Below are 21438 nucleotides of genomic sequence, written 5' to 3'. Positions count from 1 at the left end.
GCTCCGGACGCCACCGCCATCCCACCACCCACGAAGGATCTGTCATGACTACCACCACCCGGCCGTCGGAGACGACCACGGCCACCACGCGGGAGTTCCGCGTCGAACCGCTCACCTGCACCATCGGCGCCGAGCTGTTCGACGTCGACCTCGGGGAGGTTTCGCGTGACCATGCGCTGTTCGAGCAGCTGCACGCGCTCCTGCTCGAACACAAGGTGCTCTTCTTCCGCGACCAGGACATCACTCGCGCCGAGCATGTGGCGCTGGCCGAACGGTTCGGTCCGCTCGAGGATCACCCGATGGTCGGCAGCGACCCCGACAACCCTGGCCTGGTGCGGATCTACAAGGACGTCGACAGCCCGCCCGAGCACTACGAGAACGCCTACCACTGCGACGCCACATGGCGGCAGAACCCGCCCATGGGGTGCGTGCTGCGGTGCGTGGAGACGCCGCCGGTCGGTGGCGATACCGTCTGGGTGAACATGGCCGAGGCGTACCGGCGGCTGCCCGCGCCGGTGAAGGAACAGGTCGCCGGACTGCGGGCCCGGCACAGCATCGAGGCGAGCTTCGGTGCCGCCCTGCCGATGGAACAGCGCCATCAGCTGCATGCGCGGTACCCGGACGCGGAGCACCCGGTGGTGCGCACCCACCCCGAGACCGGCGAGAAGATCCTGTTCGTCAACGCCTTTGCCACGCACCTGGTCAACTACCACACCCCCGACAATGTCCGGTTCGGGATCGACTACGCCCCCGGCGCCGGCAATCTGCTGCAGTACCTGATCAGCCAGGCCGCGATCCCCGAGTACCAGGTGCGCTGGCGGTGGACGAAGAACAGCATCGCCATCTGGGACAACCGTTCCACCCAACACTATGCGGTGCAGGACTATTGGCCCGCCGTACGCAAGATGGAGCGCGCCGGGATCATCGGCGACCGCCCCTTCTGACTTCCTCTTCCTTCCTCATCGACTCTGAAACGGAGACCACAGATGCACTTCCTCGACGATTCCCTGTTCCCCGAGAACCAGGAGAAACTGGTCATCACCGCCGCGCCGTACGGCCCGGAATGGGAACTCGACGACTTCCGCGAGGACCTGCCGTTGACCATGGACGAGCACGTCCAGCAGGCGGTGGACTGCTACGACGCCGGCGCGACCGTCCTGCACATCCACGTGCGTGAACTCGACGGCAAGGGCTCCAAGCGGCTGTCGAAGTTCAACGAGCTGCTCGGCCGGTTGCGTGAGGCCGTGCCCGACATGATCCTGCAGGTCGGTGGGTCGATCTCGTTCGCCCCCGAGGGGGAGGGCGCCGACGCCAAGTGGCTCTCGGACGACGCCCGCCACATGCTGGCCGAGCTCGATCCAGCCCCGGATCAGGTCACCATCGCCATCAACACCAGCCAGATGAACATCGTGGAGTTGATGACCCCCGACGACATCCGCGGTACCTCCTTCGAGCGTCCCGAGGTGTGGGAGGCGTACCGTGAGATGGTCGTCCCGGCCGGCCCGGAATGGGTCGAAGAGCACCTGAAGCGCTTGCAGGCCAAGGGTATCCAGCCGCACTTCCAGCTCTCGAGTATCCCGCAGCTCGAAACCGTCGAACGGCTGATCCGCCGCGGCGTCTACACCGGCCCGCTGATGGTGACCTGGGTCGGTATCGGCGGTGGGTTCGACGGCCCCAACCCCTACAACATGATGGAGTTCATCCGCCGCACCCCCGACGGCGCGGTGCTGACCCTCGAGACCCTGATGCGGTCGGTACTGCCGATCAACACCATGGCAATCGCGATGGGCCTGCACTGCCGGGTCGGCAACGAGGACACCCTGTGGACGCCGACCAAGGAGAAGATGACCTCGGTCCAGCAGATCGAACAGCTCGTGCGCATCGCCGGTGAACTCGGCCGGCAGGTGGCCACCGGCAAGGAGGCCCGCGAGATCTACAAGCTCGACGAGCGCTACGCCGACGCCGACGAGACCCTCGCCAAGGTCGGCTTCGCACCCAACCGCAAGCCCGGCCAGCGCGGCTTCACCCAGCACGCCTGAGCCAGGCACACCGGACACCTCCCCGGAGGGGCACGCACACAGCACCGTGCGTGCCCCGGCCGTGGGTGCCACCTCTCCCGTGGCGGTGCCACGGGAGAGGCCCACGACGTCTCGTTCTGTCCTCCTCGCGGTCGTTCCTCCGCATTCACCGCCACCCTCGCCCACAGGAGTTCCCATGGGACTGCCCACCTCCCCCGTGGAGAATCCGACCGGTACACCGGCCGCCGGTCCCCGCCCCCACACGCGCTCACGGACGTACCCGTGGATCGTCTTCGCCCTGACCTTCGGGCTGCTGCTCTCGGACTACATGTCCCGACAGGTCCTCAGCGCCGTCTTCCCGTTCCTGAAAAGCGAATGGGCCCTGTCTGATTCACAGCTCGCCTCCCTCACCAGCATCGTCGCCCTCATGGTCGGCCTGCTCACCCTGCCGTTGTCGCTGCTCGCGGACCGGTGGGGCCGGGTCAAGAGCCTCGTGCTCATGGCCGTGTTGTGGAGCGCGGCCACCCTGCTCTGTGCGGTCGCCTCCAACTTCGAGCAGATGCTCGGTGCCAGATTCCTCGTCGGCGTCGGCGAAGCCGCCTACGGCAGCGTGGGCATCGCGGTGGTGCTGAGTGTATTCGCCCCGCGGGTGCACGCCTCACTCAGCGGCGCCTTCATGGCCGGCGGATCGTTCGGGTCGGTGATCGGCGTCGCCCTCGGCGGAGTGATCGCCGTGCACCTGAGCTGGCGATGGTCGTTCGCGGCCATGGCGGTCTTCGGCCTGATCCTGGTTGCGCTGTTCCGGACGCTCGTCACCGAACGCAGGCTCGCCGAGAACGCCGCCGACGAACACCCGAGGCAGACCGCAACCCCACCCGACGGCTTTCGCGCCCCGGTGTCGAGCCTGTTCACCAATCCGGCAGTGCTGTTCGCCTACATCGGTGGCGGACTGCAGATATTCACCGCCGCAGTGCTGCTGTCGTGGACTCCGAGCTACTTCAACCGGTACTACGGCCTCGCCCCGGACAAGGCCGGAGCCGCCGCCTCGATCGTCGTACTTCTCGTCGGCAGTGGCATGGTCGTCTGCGGCATCATCACCGACCGCCTCGGCCGCCACGACATCACCCGCAAGTGGACCGCTGCCGTCGTCTTCTGCATCATCGCGCTGGTGTGCCTGCTTACCGCCTTCCGGCTCGAGGCCGGCCCCGCCCAGCTTGTGCTCATCGGAATCGGTGCCTTCTTCTCCGCCGGCTCCTCGGGTCCAACCGCAGCGATGGTCGCGAACCTGACCCACACGTCGGTGCGCGCGTCCGCGATGGGCACGCTCACCGTCGCCAACAACCTGCTCGGTCTCGCCCTCGGCCCGTTCGTCGTCGGCATCCTCGCCGATCGGCTCGGCTTGCGAGAGGCGCTGCAGCTGTCGCCCCTGGTCTACCTCGCCGCCATCGCCGCGCTGCTGGCCGGCAAGCGCCTCCATCCTGCGGGACTGCGCAAACTCCTCGCACTGAGCACTCCCGTCGCCCGCTGAGGCAGACACTCCTGCTTCCCCGTCACTTCGAACAAGCTCCTGGAGCCGATCTTGAACAGCCCCACCTCTCCGACCGTGGTGATAGTGCCGGGTCTGCGAGACCACGTCGCGGACCACTGGCAGACCCTGCTCGCCGAACGCCTCGACGACGCGCGCACCGTGCCCCCGCTCGAGCACGACAAGCTCGACCGTGCCGCCCGCGTCGCCGCTCTCGACACCGTCCTGAACGACATCTCCGGCCCGGTCGTGCTCGTCGCCCACAGCGCCGGAGTCATGACCACAGTCCACTGGGCCCAGAACCCCACCCGGCCGATCCAGGGCGCCCTCCTGGCGACCCCGGCGGACCTGGAGTTGCCGCTGCCCGCCGGCTACCCCTCCGGCGAAGACCTCGACCGTGGCGGCTGGAACCCCATCCCTCGCCGGAGGCTGCCGTTCCCGAGTGTCGTCGCAGCAAGCCGCAACGATCCACTCGCCTGCTACCGCCGTGTGACCGGCATGGCCGAGCTGTGGGGCAGCCGGCTGGTCGACCTCGGCAACGTCGGGCACCTGAATCCCGCCGCCGGCTACGGATATTGGCCGCGCGCCGAGGAGCTGCTGCAGGAACTGATCGAGCACACCGCAGCATCCGCCGCAGCGCGGTGCTGATTCCGGGGCGGGCCACGACTCGAGGTCGCCGGCCCGCCCCTCACGCCAGCCACACGCCCCCTGCATCGCGCGTCCTGCGCCAGTACGGAGAAAGAAATTGAGCAAGATCTACACAACTGCGGCCGAGGCCGTCGCCGACATCCCGTCCGGTGCCTCGCTCGCGGTCGGAGGTTTCGGCCTGTCAGGCATCCCAGACGAGCTGATCGCGGCGCTCGCGGAGGGGAAGGGCACCGATTTCGAGGTGTTCTCCAACAACTGCGGCGTCGACGGGCACGGACTGGGAATCCTGCTCGGCGACAAGCGGATCCGCCGCGTCACCGCCTCCTATGTGGGGGAGAACAAGGAGTTCGCCCGTCAGTACCTCTCCGGTGAACTCGAGGTGGAGCTGACCCCGCAGGGCACCCTGGCGGAGAAGATGCGTGCCGGCGGCGCCGGCATCCCGGCGTTCTTCACTCCCGCCGGGGTCGGCACCCCCGTCTCGCAGGGCGGGCTGCCGTGGCGCTACCACGCGGACGGATCCGTCGCACTCGCGTCGCCGCCGAAGGAGATCCGCGAGTTCCGCGGCAGGCGGTACGTGCTCGAAGAATCGATCACCGCGGACTTCGCCCTGGTACATGCGCTGCGCGGCGACACCGAGGGCAACCTGGTGTTCAACAAGGCCGCGATGAACTTCAACCCGCTGGCCGCGATGGCCGGGAAGATCTGCATCGCCCAGGTCGAACAGCTCGTCGAACCCGGCGAGATCGACCCGGACCAGGTGCACCTTCCGGGAATCTTCGTCGACCGCATCGTGCACACCGGAATGCAGGACAAGCAGATCGAGAAGCGCACCGTGCGCGCCGCCAAGGAGGCCCGAGCATGACCGCAGTGATCGACACCCTCGGCTGGTCACGTACCGAGATGGCGGCCCGCGCCGCGCAGGAACTCACGCCGGGGCAGTACGTCAATCTCGGCATCGGGCTGCCGACGCTGATTCCGAACTTCCTACCCGAGGGCGTGCGGGTCACGCTGCATTCGGAGAACGGGATCCTGGGGACGGGCCCCTACCCGACCGAGGACGCCGTCGATCCGGACCTGATCAACGCCGGCAAGGAAACGGTCACCGTCCACCCCGGTGCGGCGTTCTTCGACTCGGCCATCTCGTTCGGGATGATCCGCGGCGGGCACATCGACACCGCGGTGCTCGGTGGGATGCAGGTCTCCGCCACCGGGGATCTGGCGAACTGGATGGTGCCGGGCAAGATGGTCAAGGGCATGGGCGGGGCGATGGACCTCGTCCACGGCGCCCGCACGGTCATCGTGCTGATGGAGCACACCGACAAGACCGGCGCATCGAAGATTGTCGAGCGGTGCACCCTGCCGCTCACCGGGGAGGCCGTGGTGCAGCGGATCATCACCGACCTCGCCGTCCTCGACGTCACCGACACCGGACTGGTGCTGGTCGAGTGCGCACCCGGCGTCACCGCCGAGCAGGTCCGCGCCGCCACCGACGCACCCCTGGGCTGACCCCACCGTCTCCCTCGTCACAACGACAGGACACACTCTCGTGCTCAATCTCTCCGTACTACTGGAAGACTCCGTCCGTCGCTACCCCGATCGCGTCGCACTGGTCTTCGGCACGGAACGCCTCACCTACGCCCACCTCGACGCCCTGGCCAACCAGGTGGCGAACCTGCTCGCCGCCCGGGGCATCGGCCCCGGCGACAAGGTCGCGCTCTCGTGCCCGAACATCCCGCAGTTCCCCGCCGTCTACTACGGGATCCTCAAGGCCGGCGCGATCGTCGTGCCGTTGAACATCCTGCTCAAGCCGCGCGAGATCACCTACCATCTCGACGATTCCGGTGCCGCCCTCTACTTCTGCTTCGAGGGCACCGACGACCTGCCCATGGGCGAATACGGCCGTGCCGGATTCGACAACGCCGCCGGATGCCGCGAGATGATTCTCCTCACCGCGGACCCGGACACGTCGTCGCCGATCCCCGGCGTCGGCACCCTCGCCCGGGCCGTCGAGACCCGTCCGGACACATTCGACACCGTCGTTCGCGAGCCCGGCGATACCGCGGTGATCCTCTACACCAGCGGCACCACCGGCCGGCCGAAGGGCGCGGAACTGACGCACGCGAACATGCTGCTCAATGCCCTGACCGCCAACCGGTTGTTCGACAGCACCCCGCTGCGCCCGGACACCTACCTGCTCACCCTGCCACTGTTCCATTCCTTCGGCCAGACCGTGACGATGAATGCCGGCCTGTCGGTCGGCGCCACCCTCGTGCTCCTGCCGCGGTTCGACGCGAAGGCGGCGCTCGAGCTCATGGTCGGCGAGGACATCACCGTCTTCGCCGGGGTGCCGACCATGTACTGGGCTCTGCTCGGCGCGGTCGACGACACCGTCGACGTCGACCGCATCTCCCGCTCCCTGCGGCGCGCGATCTCCGGTGGCGCCGCGCTGCCCGTGGAGATCCACGCCCAGTTCGAACGCCGCTTCGGCGTGCGGATTCTCGAGGGCTACGGTCTGTCCGAAACCTCGCCGCTGGCGGTCTTCAGCGACCCCGAACGCGACCCCCGCCCCGGCTCGATCGGTGTTCCGGTCTGGGGCATCGAGGCCAAGCTCGTCGACGAGCACTGGAACCCCGTTCTCGGCGACGACCAGGTCGGGGAGCTCGCACTCCGCGGCCACAACGTGATGAAGGGCTACCTCGGCCGGCCCGACGCCACCGCCGAGGTGATGCGCGACGGCTGGTTCCGCACAGGCGATCTCGCACGGCGCGACGAGGACGGCTTCTACTACATCGTCGACCGGGCCAAGGATCTCATCGTCCGCGGCGGATTCAACGTCTACCCCCGAGAGATCGAGGAAGTACTGATGACGCACGCCGCGGTCTCGCTCGCAGCCGTCGTGGGCGTCCCGGACGAACGGCACGGCGAAGAAGTCAAGGCATTCGTCATCCTCGAACCGGGTGCACGGATCACCGAGACGGAGCTGATCGACTGGTGCAAGGACCAGATGGCCGGCTACAAGTACCCCCGGTCCGTCGAATTCACCGCGGCCCTGCCCATGACCGCCACCGGAAAGATCCTCAAGCGCGAGCTGGTCTCGGCCGTCGTCGACCAGGTTCGCGGCCGATGACCGCCCACACGCCCGGTGCGGCTCCTTCCATCGTCGACCGCATGAAGGCGGAGGGCACCTGGAACCCGCTGTGGGACGGGATCGAGGAACTCGATCCCGAATGGACCGAGCATTACCTGACGGCGACGATGCAGCCGTACCAGAGCGGCGTGCTCTCACCGCAGGTCGTCCAGTTGCTGTGCATCGCCGTCGATGCCTCCTGCACCCACATGTACGCTCCCGGGCTGCGGCGACACATACGAGCCGCACTCGATCTGGGCGTCACCGCCCGCGAGATCGTCGAAGTCCTGAAGCTCGCGACCACCATCGGCATCCACTCGCTGAACATCGGCGTGCCACTCCTCCTCGAGGAACTGTCCTCCCAGGGTCGGGTGCCCGAATCGGACTGTGCCGGGCACGCCTGACACAACGCCGCTCCCGCACTCCCCGGGCAGAACGCCCCACATCTCGAGGAACAATCATGACGCTTCGACTTCAGCACAAGCCGGCAGGTCTCGAGGTGGTCTTCGAGATCAACTGCGAGATCGACGGTGGGACACGACCGGTGTGTATCGCCGAGATGGTTGTGCTCTCCACGTGACCGCCGGAAACGTGCTCGATCACCACACCCGGTTCGAGGAGCGGATCGTCCGCGTCGGCTGCCACCGGATCCGGGTCAGCGTGCGCCACGGGAGCGGAGTTCCTGTGGTGTTGTGCAACGGTCTCGGCGCCGGATTGGAAATCCTCGGTCCGATCGTGGAGTCCTGGAACGCGGGGGCGACGATCGTGCGCTTCGACGTACCCGGCGCCGGTGGGTCGCCGTCGTCGCTGGTGCCGTACGGCTTCCCGTATCTGGCATGGGTCGTGGGCCGGGTCCTCGACGCCCTCGGTTTCCGGGTCGTCGACGTCGTCGGATACTCGTGGGGCGGCGCGCTGGCTCAGCAGTTCGCCCTGCAGAATCCGCGGCGCTGCCGGCGTCTCGTGCTCGTCGCCACCAGCACCGGGGCAGTGTCCGTCCCGGGCAGTCCGCGCACCTTGGCGAAGATGCTCACCCGCCGGCGATTCGACGACGCCGCCTGGGCCGCGGCGAACGTCGCGGAACTGTACGGCGGTACCGCCCGCCCGAACGCCGGCGCGGTCGCCGGCCTGCTCGGCAGGCAGCCCCGCACGACGTCGCGAACCGGATATCTGCAGCAACTGCTCGCCGGGGCCCTGTGGACGAGCCTGCCGATGCTGCCGCTGATCCGGCAACCGGTCCTCGTGGTCGCCGGCACCGACGACCCGATCGTTCCCGCCGTCAATGCCCGCATCATGCACCGGCTGCTTCCCCATGCCACCCTGCATATGCACTCCGGGGGGCACATCGACGTGCTCACCGGAGCCGGCGAGGTCGTGCCGGTCATCGATGCGTTTCTCGCGACCGGATGACGGCTTCTGCGCCGCGACGGTCCGACGAGGAGGCACGTGCCGCACTTCGCTCGTCGGACCGATCCGCGGTACGTCACGAGGTTTCCGGGCCGTCGCCCTCGGACCGGTCGTCGCCGTGGCGCCGACGCCGTTGCTCGAAGGCGCTCACCGCAGCTTCGATCGTCGGATAGAACCGCGACGTATCGAATCGGTCACCCACGCCGAAGCGCACGAGCCGATCCTTCACGGGGCCTTTCATCTCTGCGAAGACGAGCCTGACGTGCTGGCTCTCCAGATACCGGTCGAGGTCGACCACTTCGTCGACGGCTGTGGTGTCCAATCCGATGATCGGCTCGGCGGCGACGACGACCCATTCGACGGGAGACGCCGAGTCGTTCACCAATGAACGGACGTAGCTGTCGAATATCTCCCCGTTGGCGAAGAACAACGGAGCATCGAATCGAACGAGGACCAGACCCGGGATGCGCCGGCCCTCGGGGTGCCGGGTGATGTCGTGGAACCCGTCCCGGTCCGGAAGGGCGACCAGCTCCGTCCGATAGGGCTGCCATACCCGCACAACCACTGCCACGAAGGACAATCCGATCGCCACCAGGATGCCCTGCAAGACCCCCACCAAGGCGACGCCGACGAACGCTGCAGCGGCCAGACCCGCTTCGACGCGGCTCATCCGCCACATCCGCACCACACCGGGCACGTCGACCAGCGCCCACGCCGCGACGATCACCACCGCCCCCAGCGTGGCCTGGGGGAGATACGCCGTCACTCCGGGTGCGAGCAGAACGAACAACAGCACCGCTGTGGCTCCGACGACTCCGGCCAGCTGGGTGCGGGCTCCGCTCTCCTCTGCCACCGGGGTACGGGAACCGCTGGCCGAGATCGGGAACCCACCGAACACCCCGCTGGCCACGTTCGCGACTCCGATCGCCTTCATCTCCGTACTGCCGTCGACGTTCTCGCCCCGCCGGGCTGCGAAGGTGCGCGACAGCACGCCGGAGTCGGCGAAGGCGATCAACGCGATACCCGCCGCCGGCCCCACGAGCGCGGCCACCTCATCCCAGCTCACCCCGCCGAACGACGGGAGGGGCATACCGCGTGGCAGGGCGCCGACCATGTCGATGTCGTCGGTGAGGTCGATCGCGAAGGCGACGACCATGGCTCCCCCGACCGCGACCAGAACACCCGGAACCTTGGAATGCAGCACCTTGAGCCCGATGATCACCGCCAGCGACACACCGCCCACGAGCGCCGTCGTCGGGTCGACGTCCCCGTCCAGCACCGCCCCGACGATCCCGGCAAGCTCGTCGAGAAGGCCCGAGGCGTCGACCGAGAAGCCCAGCAGCTTCGGCAGCTGCCCGACGATCACGATCAACGCGATCGCGTTGAGATAGCCCAGGCGCAACGGCTTGGACAACAACTCGGTGACGAACCCGAGCCGCAGCAACCCTCCGAGGATCATGATCACGCCGACCAGCACCGCCAGGACGCCCGCCAGGACCAGTGCGCTTTCCGGGTCCGCGGCCACGGTCAGCGGCAACACCGCCGCAGCGATCAGCGGCGCCAGCGACGAGTCCGGTCCCAGAACGAGAATCTTGGACGGTCCCACGACGGCGTACGCGAGCAACGGCACGATGGTCGCGTACAGGCCCGCGTACGCGGGCAGCCCGGCGGCTTCGGCGTAGCCCATGCCGGCAGGAATGAGCAGTGCGGTCAGAACGAGCCCGGCCGTCACATCCGAGCGCAACCATTCGCGGCGGTAACGGCGTACCGTCACGACACCGGGCAGCCCAGCCAGGGCTCGGCTGAAGGACATTCAGAGAGTATGGCACCGCAGGCCCAGTCGGAAACGCCGATTGTGGGCAACACACGCACCGGTTGCTGCGTCGGCCCGGAACACCCGTGCCCATCGGTGTTCTCTCGCGCGTGTTCTTACCCGCGCGGACCGCACTTTCGGGCGCGACGCGAGCAACCCACCTACGATCGATTCGAGCCGGGACGCCCGAGGGGGGAGCCATGTCCGAGATCGAGAGGCCCGAGCTGCGGGCCGCCGTCGACGAGATCCTCAACCGCCGGCCCGCCGTCGGCCTGGCGGTCGGCGTGGTCCGCGACGGAACGCTGGAGTTCTTCCACGGGCACGGCGTCGCGGACATCCCGTCGAACAGACCCGTCACCGAGGACACGATCTTCCGGATCGCATCGATCACCAAGACGTTCACGGCGATCGCGGTCATGCAGCTGTGGGAACGGGGACTCGTCGACCTCGATGCGCCCGCCGCCGACTATCTGCGCGCCTTCCGGCTGGTCCCCGCGCGGTCCGGCTGGCGGCCCGCGACGGTGCGCCACCTGCTGACCCACACCGCGGGACTCGGCGAGGTGGCGCCGGCGTCCGGCGCGCTCCGACCGAATTTCGGGGAGAACGTCGAGCCCGGACGGCCACGATCCCTGGCCGAGCACTATCGAGGAAGACTGCGCATCGACGCGGAGCCCGGCACCAGGTTCCGGTACGGGAACCACTCGCACGCGACGCTCGGCCAGATGGTCGAGGACATGACCGGGCAGCCGCTGCACCGCTACCTGCGCGAGCACGTCTTCGAACCCCTCGGCATGACGAGCACCAGCCTCGTCCGGGCCGACCTGGACGCCGCGCGGATCGCGACCGGCTACACCCTGCGCTCGAGCGGCCCCAGGGCGGTCCCCGAACGGGAACCGGTGACGGCGGGAGCCGGCGCGGCGTACTCGACACCCACGGACATGGCCCGCTACGTCGCGGCGCTGCTGGGCGGCGGCGCCAATGAGCACGGATCGGTGCTCGAACCCGCGACGCTCGCCACCATGTTCGCGCCCCAGTACCAGGCCGATCCGCGGCTGCCCGGCGTCGGCCTGACCTTCTTCCGCGGCGACGTGGGCGGCCACCACGTGGCCGAGCACCAGGGCATTCTGCCCGGCTTCAACTCGCAGATCACCGTCGCCCCGGGCGACGGCGTCGGGATCCTCGCCTTCACCAACGGAGCGCACCGGGCCGTGATGTGGCTGCCGGTGGAAACCGGGACGCTGCTCGGGTCCGTGCTCGGCGTTCCGGGCGAGAAGATCCGCACCGACGTTCCGCAGCGCCCCGAGGTCTGGTCCGAGATCTGCGGGTGGTACTACCTACCCGGCCGGCTCACGGACACCCGCGTCCGGGCCATGATCGGCGCCGGCGTCGAGGTCTTCGTCCGTCGCGGCGAACTCCTGCTCCGGTTCCTGACCCCGCTGCCTCCGCTCTACCGGGGCCTGCCGCTGCACCCCGACGACCCGGCCGATCCGTACGCGTTCCGGTTCGACCTCGGCGACGGGCTGGGCTCCAGCCGGGTCGTGTTCGGGCGCGAGCCCGGAACGGACGACATGTCCGTGCACTTCGAGCTGATGCCGCTGTCCGCCCGGAAGCGGCCGCCGGCGACGAACCCGAGGTTGTGGACCGAGGGAGCGGGCGCCGTCGCCGCCGCGACGCTGCTCGTCCGCCGGGTTGCCCGGGGGCGGGGCCACTCCCCCGCACCCTGACCGGCACGGCGTCCGCCCGCACCGACCGGAGTGCCCGGCGGCGGGCAGGGGGGACGAACCGAAGCCCTGGGGTGGGTTACCGTCCGGAAGCCCCGGCGGGATGGTGGTAATGCCCCAGCCCCTTCCTCAGGAGTACACATGACCGTCCGACTTCGGGTGCGCGACATCGATGCTGTCCAACACCTCCGAGTGCCCTACATGATCGATGCCGGCACGAATGGTCTGCTGATGATCCATTCCGGATGGCTCATGTTCGATCTGTCGGCCGAGGACAGCGGCCAGCATGTCGACATCCTCTCGTTCGTCCCCTACGCCGACGACACCATCCAGACGTTCGCCCGCCAGGATGTGGCCGTGCCGATGGTGAGCGCCTCGATGACGAGCCTGCACGTTCGAGATACGGGCGCGATCCTCGCGGTCGACTCCGCCGTCGTCGGCCTGGAACAACGCCAGTTCACGGGCATCCAGGGCAGCCCGTTCGTACTGGTGATGCGCGCGAAAGCCTATGTGCGCGAAGGCGGTGTGGGACGGATGGCCTACCAGGTGACATGGCAGCTGCAACGCGACCGAACCGGGCGTGCCACCGGTCTCGGGCAGCCCATCGATCCGGGGAACACACGACCCTGACGGGTCGACACCGTGATCCCACGGCCTCGCCCCGAGCGGCCACTTCGCCACTGCGGTATTGGCAGGGACGTGGGGGTTCGTGCCCGCATCTGCCTCACGCGAGACGCGTGCACACTCACGCGGCCATCGTCGGCGCGATCGCCTCCATCTGTTCGAGCACCAGCTTGATCGCGCCTGCCTGCCGGTCCGGCGGGTACTTGTACCGCGTGAGCAACCGCTTGATCTGCGAGCGCAACTTGGCCTTGACGTCCGCCCGCACGCGCCAGTCGGTCCTGACGTCGCGACGCATGACAGCGACGAGTTCCCGGGCGATCTGGGCGAGCACGTCGTCGCCCTGCTCGGTGACGGCGGATTCGTTCTGGGCCACGGCGTCGTAGAAGGCGAGTTCGTGCCAGTCCAGCGGCGGATCGAAGCGGCGGCCGCGGTCGCCCTCGGCCTGCACCTCCTGCGCGACCTCGACCAGCGCGGCGATCACCTCCGCGGAGGTGAGCTGCGAGTTGGTGTACTTGTTCATCAGTTCCTGCAGACGTTGTGAGAACGCTCGCTGACGTACCAGATTGTGCCGTGCAACCTTTCGCGCTTCCTCGTTGATGAGCTTGCGGAGCGCCTCGATCGCGAGGTTCGGGTTCTTCGCATGTTCGGCCCGTGCCAGGAATTCCGCATTGAGTTCGGTGAGCGACGGTCGCGGAATGCCGGCGGCGTCGTAGATGTCGAGTACCTCGCCGGATTCGACCGAGGCGGCCATGAGCTGACGCAAGGCACGCCGCACGTCCTCCGGAACAGCGAGCCCCCGCGCCTGCCGATCCTCGGCGTCGAACTTCGCCATGTAGACGCGGACTTCCTCGAAGAACTTCGCGTCGGCGGCCAGCCCTCCCAGATCGGGATGAGTGCCGCAGATCGCCCAGGCGCGGGACAGTTGGGAGGAGAATTTCCGGAAGCGGGCCGCCAGGGTCTCGTCCCCTTCCGGCACCCGGTTCTCCGGAAGCTTCGGGTCGCGCAGGTAGTTCACGGTGGCGAGCACGGCTTCGATATAGCCACGCGGTCCGGTGGCGGACCGGAGGCGCGACCGCCAGTCGAAACCGTGCAGCATGTTCACGAGCACCGTGAGCAGGTTCTTGACGGCGTCGACGGACTCCTCGATCGGCCGGCCCAGCGGTTTGGTCTCCTGATCCGTCGCCGTGTACTCGGCCAGCGCCTCAGCGAGGTTGTCGGCGACGGGCGCGTAGGCCACGAGCAGCCCGTCGCGTTTGCCGCGGAAGGTGCGGTTGACCCGGGCGAGGGCCTGCATGAGCAGCGCACCCTTCAACGGCCGGTCGAGATAGAGAGTGTGCAGCGGCGGCGCATCGAAGCCGGTGAGGAGCATGTCCTTGACGATGACGATTTCGAGCTCGTCGTCGATGTCCTTGAGCCGCTTCTTGATCGCGGCGTTCGCCGAGTCGCGGCGCACATGCCTGTCGATCGGCGGCTGATCGGCCGCGGTTCCCGAGTAGACGACTTTGATTCGCCCGCTGGAGATCTCGCCCGAGTGCCAATCCGGGCGCAGTGCGACGATCTCGTCGTAGAGATTGGCGCAGATCTCGCGGGTCGCGCACACGATCAGGGCCTTGCCGGGCGCGGTGGGGTTGTCGTCGGACCCGACGAATTTGGCCATCTGCTCGCGGCGACTCTCCCAGTGTTCGACGAGGTCGGCGGCGAGCTTGTGCAGCCGGGCCGGCGCGCCGTAGACGGCGTTGACGACCGCGACGGACTTCTCGATGCGGTCGCGGTCGGTGTCGTCGAGTCCGACGGTGAGTTCGTCGGCGGACGCGTCGATCTGCTCCTCGGTCACGTCGCCGGCGAACGCAACCTTGACCAGCCGGCTTTCGAAGTGGACCGGGACGGTGGCGCCGTCCTCGACCGCACGGGTGAGGTCGTAGACGTCGATGTAGTCGCCGAACACCGCCCGGGTGTCCCGGTCCTCGAACGAGACGGGCGTGCCGGTGAAGGCGATGAGGGTCGCGTGCGGCAGCGCGTCGCGCAGGTGACGCGCGTAGCCGTCGAGGTTGTCGTAGTGGCTGCGGTGCGCCTCGTCGACGATGACGATGATGTTGCGCCGGGCCGAGAGGAGGGGGTGGCTGTGGCCGGATTCGCGTTCGTCACGGCTGCGCCCGAATTTCTGCAGGGTCGTGAAGTAGATCCCGCCGGTTGTCCGGCCGGACAGTTCAAGAAGGGCATGACGATGTCGGACGACAAGACGCCCGCACCCGCCGGCTGGTACCCCGGTCCGAACGGGGGCCAGCGTTACTGGACGGCACCCGGTGGCTGGACTTCCCTGGTTCCGGCGCCGTCGACGGCAAGAAGCGCCGAATCAGGAAGAAGCCGCTCCTGATCGTGCTGGCAGTCCTGCTGCTCGCCGTGGGGGGTGGGGCGCTCACCTGGAAGCTCAATCACGACGCCCAGGTTGCGGCACAGGTCGCGGCGGCAGAGGAAGCTGCACAGCGCGAAGCGGAACGCCTGGCCGCCGAGAAGGCGGCGCAGCAGCAGCGCGACAACGCCGAGCGCGCCTCCCGCGCGCGATCCGTCTCTGAGATCGAGTCGAGTGTGGAGCAGATGGCGAGCAAGCACATCGACAACGGAATGTTCGACGGGCCGGTGATCGAGGTGACCTGCTCACCCGGCAACGGCGGGTCCACCGACAACCTCACCGAGACGACGACGGTGTTCGAGTGCTTCGTCGCGACCGAGGACAACGGCGACGGCACGATGAGCGGGTACAAGTACCACGCGACGATGAACTGGACGACGGGCAGTTTCACCTACGGGTTCGGGGCGCCGTAGCGACGACGACAACCGCACGCTTCGGCGTCCTGTCGCGCCTCAGGGCGTTACGCCCGTCCCTCCACACCTGCTCCGGACATCGACAACGAAAGCGACGGTTGTCGATGTCCGGCGTTGTCCAGCCTGCGAGGTGAGCGGAGGAGAACCGAGCTCAGCGCCCCAGCCCCAGCGTGGCGCTCAGTTCGGGGATCCGGGTCGCCAAGGCGGAGTAGACGAGACGGTCGTTCACCTTGTCGTAGTGGTGCGCGATCAGGTTTCGCATCCGTCCGATCGCCACCCAGTCGACGCCGGGGAACTCGGACTTGAACGTCTCCGGCAGCTTCTCGACGACCGTGGCCACCTGGATCAGGATGTGCCGACCGTTGTTCCGCAGCACGCGCCCGTAGGGACTGTCCTCCAGGTAGGCATCCAGACCGAGTCCCACCGTGTAGGCGGCATCCGCCGCGAAGTCGGCAAGGTCCTGTAAACGACGGCGAACACGCTCGTCCGCATTCTCCTCCGACGTCACAGCTTCTCCGATGTCACAGCGCCACGGCTTCCTCCCGGGCCCGGTCCCCCACGCGCCCCCCGGCTCGCCCGTCGACGATCTCGACCCGCACGGTGAGCAGGTCTTCCAATGCTTGCTGCAACCCGAGGAGGTCGACGATGTCGTGGCGATCGCTGAAATCCACGATGAGGTCGATATCCGAGGCGAAGTCGTCGTCGCCGCGCGCCACAGATCCGAACACCCTCGGGTTTGGCAGTCCCGCCTCGGCGAAGAGTTCGCGCACTTCTTCGCGTCGGGCTGCCAGAGCCTCGGAGGGGCGAACGGGCAGGGCTGCCGTCAGCGCCGAACGGGCCGGCTCGGACGGCTGCCGTCGTCCGGTCTCGATTGCGGCGATCAGAGGCTGCTTGATGCCGGAGCGCTCGGCGAGCTCCCGTTGCGAGAGACCCAGAATCCCCCGCCGGATGCGAACGAAGTCACCGAAGCCGACGGCCACGACATCACGATAACAGATTTTGTTATCGATTGAAGCGATGTGGGCCGGACGCGGCCCATGCCCCGCGGGGAGTCACGGGTTCGCTCGGATGTGCAGTTCTCGTGACGACACGCCGGGCAACGTCCACGAGAACTGCGCGCTCGGCACAGTGCCGCTCAACCGAAGTTCACCTGACGACGAGCGTTCGCCAGGCACGTGACGGCGCCCGTCCCGAACGGACCGAACCGGTCGAACAGCACCGAGGTGCCCACCGCGACGCCGGCGGCGCTGAGGTGGTGATCGGCTTCGACGCCGACCTCGGTGCCGACGGGCAGCCGCGAGAGGGTCAGCGTGAGGTCGCCGTTGATGAAGCCGACGCCCTCGTCGCTCCAGTTGGCCATGAAACTGGTGCCCTCGCCGACGACCGCGGTCCGCACGAACGGCGACATCTCCTCCCCCACGATCACCGGAATCTGCCGGGACCACATGCGTTTCCGGCTCGCGTTCTGATGCTCGGACCGCACCTGCGACCAGCCCTCAGGGTGCGCGTCGCTGCCGAACCAGGTGGGTGCGAATCCCGCCTCCGGGCCGTCGAGTGCTTCGGCGGGCGGCGTCGGGTGCTCGTCACGGGTCCAGACGGTGCCCGGCGGCTGCTCGGATGGACGCAGGTAGACGACGGTCCCGCGGGCGGTGACGTCGTCGCCCTGGATCAGGTAGGCGTCGGCGACGCGGATGCGGTTGCCGTCTCGCACGCGGGTCGTCTCGAACCGGACGGGCGCGTTCTGCACCGGCCTGAACAGGTCGACGGTGAGCCGGGCGGGGACGAACCCGTCGGGACCGTGGTCCTTGTCGAGTTCCCGGGCGAGCAGGCCGGTCACGCACGGTCCGGCCAGCATCGTCGACGACCAGGGGCTGACGGCGTACTTCGTGGGAAGGTACGTGCCGTCCGATTCGGTGAAGTATCCGCGCATGGAGTCAGGCATGCTCGGATTCTCGCAGCACTCGTTTCCTCAGCGAACGTCCCGGTCAGGTTCCGATGTCCTCGCTCGTCCCGCGATGCCGTAGCCACACCATCGCCGCACCGCAGGCCAGGATGGCGGCGGTCGACGCGCCCACCGACGTCCACGTCCACGCACTCGGGCTCCACCCGGCTGGGTCGTCGGTGAGCGGGGTGTAGGCGGTCCAGCCGAACTGCGCGAGCAGCGGCAACGCCAGCACCGCCGGCAGAGCCAGCGAGGTGGCGGTCACGGGCGCCGTCGACGGCAGTGACGCGATGATCGTGTATGCGGCGGCGAACGGCACCACGAGGATCGTCGCCGCGAAGTTCACGTTGTCCCACGGCGGACGATCGAAGATCCCGGAAGCCGCGACGAGCGCGAGCAGCCCCACGCCCACCAGGGGCATCGGCCTGCGGCGACCCAGCCATACACCAACGGCCACGAGAACCGGCCCGATCAGCAGCGCCGGCCACGCGGCCGGCGACCACAAGACGGTGCCGCCCGCGGCGACGACCACGGCCGTCGCCGCCAGGAGCACCGCCCCTGTCCGTCTCCGCAGCCACAGCGCCGCGGCGATGAGCACCGGCACCGCCACCAGACCCCACAGCCACCGCCCCTCCCCGAGGTCGTCCAGGGAGAACAGCGCGTGGTGGAACGACCAGTACAGCCCCACCCCGAGGATCGGCACACCGATGCCGACGGCCACCTCCCGCCCACGCGCCCGGGCGACCGGCGCCGTGTCGTTTCCGGCGGTCAGCGCCACCACCCCCGCCGCAACGGCGGTGACGATCGCCAGCGACAGCCACACGGCATTGACCGGCTGAACGCTCGCTGCAAGGTAGGACGCGTACCGCTGAGGCGCCGAGTCCAGCTCCCGGAACTGCGCAAGCGGCTCGGCCGTCAGCAGCCCGGCGACCACCACTCCGGGCAGGGCGGCGTGCAGCTTCTCGGCGCCCAGCACGACGAGCGCGCCGAGCAGCAGGCCCGCCCCGATCGTCGCGACGTACATGTCGAACCGCCACCCTCCCGGCAGCGCGACGACGGCCACGACCATCGCGCCGACCAGGGCGGTCGCGAGCACGCGCCGGCGAATCGCTGTCGCCACGGCCAGCGCCGCGAGCCCCCCGGCTGCGGCGGCAGCAACGTCGGATGTGAACACCGGGCCGGGCAGCAACCCGTCGGCCAAGGGATAGGTGTCGACGCTCGGGGCGGCCAGCACCAGCCCCGCAGTGAACCCGCCGACGACAAGAAGGACATATCGGAAAATTGACGCCACGCCCTACCATCGCCGGGCGTCCCACCTCGGGCGTGCTCGACGCGCCGGACTCTCTTCGGATTTCGCCACGCGCGCCCCAGAATCCGAACGCGCGTTCGAGTTGACGGCACGCGTCGGCCGTGCCACCATCCCTCCATTGGCCTGAAAACAGGTCGACCCCGGCAGGTGTTGCAGCACCGCACCGGGGTCTGGGCACACGACAGAAAGAGCTGTCATGCACCGTAGGGTGGAGTCTATCCACACGCCCGGCAGGGGCGTGTATCCGCAACCGCGCGCACGTTCCGTCGCGCCGATCTCACACCGCCGCGCCCGGTCGACGTCCTGACGCACGAGCCCCTCGGCTTCGAGGGGCTCGTCGTGCATCGCTGTTCCCGGTGTGCGCAACGGTAACCGAGACACACCGGTCCACGTCGCTACTCTCCCGTGGTCCGACGTCAGCGCACGGACGCTGCGAGCGCGACTTCGTCGTGCTCGAAACCGACTGGGCACCAGTACCTTTGTCCCCGTAGCTGGTGGCGGGGCACCTGATCGCGCGGGTCGACACGTTCGTTCGGGTCCAGCACAGCCGCACGTCGCCCGCGACGTGGGGCCGAAAGTGCTGGCCGAGAAGGTCTATCGGGGTATGGCGACCGGGCAGCGTTGGGGAAGGGGCCGAAAGACTCAGGGACCCGTAGGGTCTCCGCTCGGTCGAGGACAGTCGCCCGCAGGGCGTCCGTCTCCTCGAAGCGTCCTGCGCCGCGGCACGTTCACCTACGCCACAACCGAGGCGCGCGATCTATCCGGCGGAAATGTCGGCACCCAGGAAGTCTTCGAGTGCCCGCACGACCTCGGCCGTCTGCTCGTCGTGCGGGTTGTGCCCGGCCCGGTCGATGATCCGAAGGCGCGCACCGGGAATGCCGGCGGCCAGCTCCCGCTGGCACTCCGGCGGGAACACGAAGTCCTCGCGCCCGGCCACGACGAGCGTGGGCGCGGTGATCCCACCGAGACGATCGGTGACCGTCCAGTCCTTCAGCAGATGCCGGCCGGCGAAGATGAGCGGCGCCGGCCGCAGCCTCGAACGCCACGCTCCGCTGCTCAGCTCGCGAGCCAGTATGTCGAGGCCGGAACGGTAGAAGTATGCGTCCCCGATCTGCGCGAAGATCGGGAAGTACTCGCGGGGAGTGAACTCGCCGGTGAACCACCGCCGCGCCAGCTCCGCCTTCTCCCGGCTGTAGCCGCGTTCGAGGAGCACCTTCGGAACGTTCTGGCGCTCCCAGTGACTGTCGGCGCCGGTGTCGAGCAGCACGAGATGCGAGACCCGCTCGGGGTAGCGCAGAGCGTACTCGAGCGCGACCTGCCCGCCGAACGAATGCCCGAGCACCGCCCACCGCTCGAAACCGAGACTCTCGCGCAGGGCGTCGGCATCCGCGGTGAGGTTCTCCCACGTCATCGTTTCGACGGGTGCACCGATCGAGCGCCCGTTGCAGCGGTGGTCGTAGAACACCAACGTGAACCGGTCCGCGCACTGCCGGAAGGCTTGCATCGTCCACATGTCCGCCGACGGTCCGCCGTGCATGACCACCAACGGAGGTCCCTGCCCGACCACGTCGACGTAGAGGGAGGTGTCCCGGATCGGGACCCGGCCGGGCCGGACGCGGTGCAGGCTGCCGCGCCATTTCACCACCGCCGACGAAGGACCACGCGAGTCGCGTCCTCGCGCCTCTCCTGTCGCCGTGTTCGAATCTGTTGCCCGCGAGTTATTTTCGATTCTTCTTTTGAGGACCACCAGCATGCGCGCCTGCATGATCCACACGACCGGGGGGAAGATTCCGGAGTAGACGAGGCGCGTAATCCATCGCGGTCGGCCCGCCTGATATCCGCTGATGACGAGGCGGGTGCGCCCGCCGGGCAGCTCCTTCAGCTGGAAGCCCCACAGTCCTTCCAGATAGCCGGACGGTCGCGGCTGCCCGGGGTCGAGGGTGCGGCCCCGCAGATCGATCAGCCCGTACAGCCCGAGGAAACGATTCGGCTCGATCCGTGCGACCTTGTACGCGTCCAGAGGTCCCGCGCCGGGCGCCCAGTACTTCAGTTGGTCGCCGGGCCGGATGTCCTGCCATTCCGGGTGCACTTCCCGGGCGCTCGGGCGACCGGCGTTGTCCAGGTGATCCCAGGAGTACCACCCACCGCGGTCCCAGCCCATCTGCACCAGCCACGGCCAGACCTGCTCGGGCGGCGCGTCGATGGTGACGGCCATCGCTCCCGACCTCTCGCCGTCGGGCACCAGGTCGGCGCCGGGGAACGGCCCGCTGATCTCCTCGTCGGTGGCGCCCCACCGCACGAGCCGGGGGCGCACGAGGCTCCCGTAGACCACGGCCGTCGCCGCGCCCGCCACCGCAATCTTCGGTGCGACTGCCATACGTCCAGCGTGCGCCGGGTTCCGGTGCTTCACAAGAGGCCGGCGACCCTCACATCTACCGCGACACGGTCAGTCGTCACCATCGAGCAGCTCGTGCGGCTGCCTCT

Annotated in this window: 18 protein-coding genes and 1 pseudogene; 12 read left to right on the top strand and 7 right to left on the bottom strand. The window is 68.5% G+C overall.

Going from position 1 to position 21438, the window contains the following annotated elements; genetic code table 11:
* Positions 1-44: 44 nt before the first annotated feature.
* From G6039_RS06470 to G6039_RS06425, 9 genes are all read left to right on the top strand, one after another.
* Complete coding sequence (locus G6039_RS06470; protein WP_029546439.1) at positions 45-944, top strand: TauD/TfdA dioxygenase family protein; 900 nt, start codon at positions 45-47, stop codon at positions 942-944.
* A 42-nt stretch (positions 945-986) separates the two neighbouring features.
* Positions 987-2039 (top strand): beta-keto acid cleavage family enzyme, encoded by a 1053-nt coding sequence (locus G6039_RS06465; protein WP_006939913.1) that lies wholly within the window; start codon positions 987-989, stop codon positions 2037-2039.
* Positions 2040-2214: 175 nt separating this feature from the next.
* Positions 2215-3546 carry an MFS transporter gene (locus G6039_RS06460; RefSeq protein ID WP_006939914.1) on the top strand — a complete coding sequence of 444 codons (1332 nt, stop codon included), beginning with the start codon at positions 2215-2217 and terminating at the stop codon, positions 3544-3546.
* 51 nt (positions 3547-3597) lie between these two features.
* Positions 3598-4191 (top strand): RBBP9/YdeN family alpha/beta hydrolase, encoded by a 594-nt coding sequence (locus tag G6039_RS06455; RefSeq protein WP_029546440.1) that lies wholly within the window; start codon positions 3598-3600, stop codon positions 4189-4191.
* Between the two features lie 97 nt (positions 4192-4288).
* On the top strand, positions 4289-5053 hold the full coding sequence (locus G6039_RS06450) for a CoA transferase subunit A (protein ID WP_006939916.1): 765 nt from the start codon (positions 4289-4291) through the stop codon (positions 5051-5053).
* On the top strand, positions 5050-5697 hold the full coding sequence (locus tag G6039_RS06445; RefSeq protein WP_006939917.1) for a CoA transferase subunit B: 648 nt from the start codon (positions 5050-5052) through the stop codon (positions 5695-5697). The genes G6039_RS06450 and G6039_RS06445 overlap by 4 nt, the downstream gene beginning before the upstream one ends.
* Positions 5698-5737: 40 nt before the next feature.
* Positions 5738-7318, top strand: a complete 1581-nt coding sequence (locus tag G6039_RS06440) for a long-chain-fatty-acid--CoA ligase (RefSeq protein ID WP_029546441.1) — start codon at positions 5738-5740, stop codon at positions 7316-7318.
* Positions 7315-7722, top strand: a complete 408-nt coding sequence (locus G6039_RS06435; RefSeq protein ID WP_029546442.1) for a carboxymuconolactone decarboxylase family protein — start codon at positions 7315-7317, stop codon at positions 7720-7722. The genes G6039_RS06440 and G6039_RS06435 overlap by 4 nt, the downstream gene beginning before the upstream one ends.
* Positions 7723-7894: 172 nt before the next feature.
* Complete coding sequence (locus G6039_RS06425; RefSeq protein ID WP_029546443.1) at positions 7895-8725, top strand: alpha/beta fold hydrolase; 831 nt, start codon at positions 7895-7897, stop codon at positions 8723-8725.
* Positions 8726-8798: 73 nt separating this feature from the next.
* Here G6039_RS06425 and G6039_RS06420 read toward each other — a convergent pair whose 3' ends face one another.
* The gene (locus G6039_RS06420; protein WP_043798030.1) at positions 8799-10535 is read right to left on the bottom strand and encodes a SulP family inorganic anion transporter; all 1737 of its coding nucleotides are present in this window, start codon (positions 10533-10535) and stop codon (positions 8799-8801) included.
* Positions 10536-10735: 200 nt separating this feature from the next.
* Here G6039_RS06420 and G6039_RS06415 point away from each other — a divergent pair, with 200 nt between their 5' ends.
* Positions 10736-12259, top strand: coding sequence for a serine hydrolase domain-containing protein (locus G6039_RS06415; RefSeq protein WP_029546444.1), 1524 nt, complete (start codon positions 10736-10738; stop codon positions 12257-12259).
* A 156-nt stretch (positions 12260-12415) separates the two neighbouring features.
* Entirely contained in the window at positions 12416-12886 is a 471-nt protein-coding gene (locus G6039_RS06410; RefSeq protein WP_152103909.1) for a hypothetical protein, read from the top strand.
* A 115-nt stretch (positions 12887-13001) separates the two neighbouring features.
* Here the strand turns inward: G6039_RS06410 and G6039_RS06405 are convergent.
* Positions 13002-15089, bottom strand: a pseudogene (locus G6039_RS06405) (type I restriction endonuclease subunit R); the annotation flags it as partial.
* A gap of 167 nt (positions 15090-15256) precedes the next feature.
* On the opposite strand from G6039_RS06405, the gene G6039_RS06400 reads away from it, so the two are divergent.
* Complete coding sequence (locus G6039_RS06400) at positions 15257-15703, top strand: DUF2510 domain-containing protein (protein WP_235194021.1); 447 nt, start codon at positions 15257-15259, stop codon at positions 15701-15703.
* Between the two features lie 151 nt (positions 15704-15854).
* On the opposite strand, the gene G6039_RS06395 is transcribed toward G6039_RS06400, so the two are convergent.
* The 5 genes from G6039_RS06395 to G6039_RS06375 all read right to left on the bottom strand — a co-directional run bounded on the left by G6039_RS06395 (position 15855) and on the right by G6039_RS06375 (position 21331).
* Complete coding sequence (locus tag G6039_RS06395; protein WP_006939933.1) at positions 15855-16211, bottom strand: HepT-like ribonuclease domain-containing protein; 357 nt, start codon at positions 16209-16211, stop codon at positions 15855-15857.
* A gap of 13 nt (positions 16212-16224) precedes the next feature.
* Positions 16225-16683 carry an XRE family transcriptional regulator gene (locus G6039_RS31200; protein ID WP_006939934.1) on the bottom strand — a complete coding sequence of 153 codons (459 nt, stop codon included), beginning with the start codon at positions 16681-16683 and terminating at the stop codon, positions 16225-16227.
* 155 nt (positions 16684-16838) lie between these two features.
* Positions 16839-17645 carry an acyl-CoA thioesterase domain-containing protein gene (locus tag G6039_RS06385; protein WP_029546446.1) on the bottom strand — a complete coding sequence of 269 codons (807 nt, stop codon included), beginning with the start codon at positions 17643-17645 and terminating at the stop codon, positions 16839-16841.
* 43 nt (positions 17646-17688) lie between these two features.
* Complete coding sequence (locus tag G6039_RS06380; protein WP_029546447.1) at positions 17689-18936, bottom strand: hypothetical protein; 1248 nt, start codon at positions 18934-18936, stop codon at positions 17689-17691.
* 775 nt (positions 18937-19711) lie between these two features.
* The gene (locus G6039_RS06375) at positions 19712-21331 is read right to left on the bottom strand and encodes an alpha/beta fold hydrolase (protein ID WP_029546448.1); all 1620 of its coding nucleotides are present in this window, start codon (positions 21329-21331) and stop codon (positions 19712-19714) included.
* Positions 21332-21438: the final 107 nt, after the last annotated feature.

Source organism: Rhodococcus aetherivorans (assembly GCF_011058165.1).
GTDB classification, from domain to species: Bacteria; Actinomycetota; Actinomycetes; order Mycobacteriales; family Mycobacteriaceae; genus Rhodococcus; species Rhodococcus aetherivorans.
The sequence above is the reverse complement of the archived record's forward strand: the minus strand, read 5'-3'. Positions and strand labels throughout refer to the sequence as shown.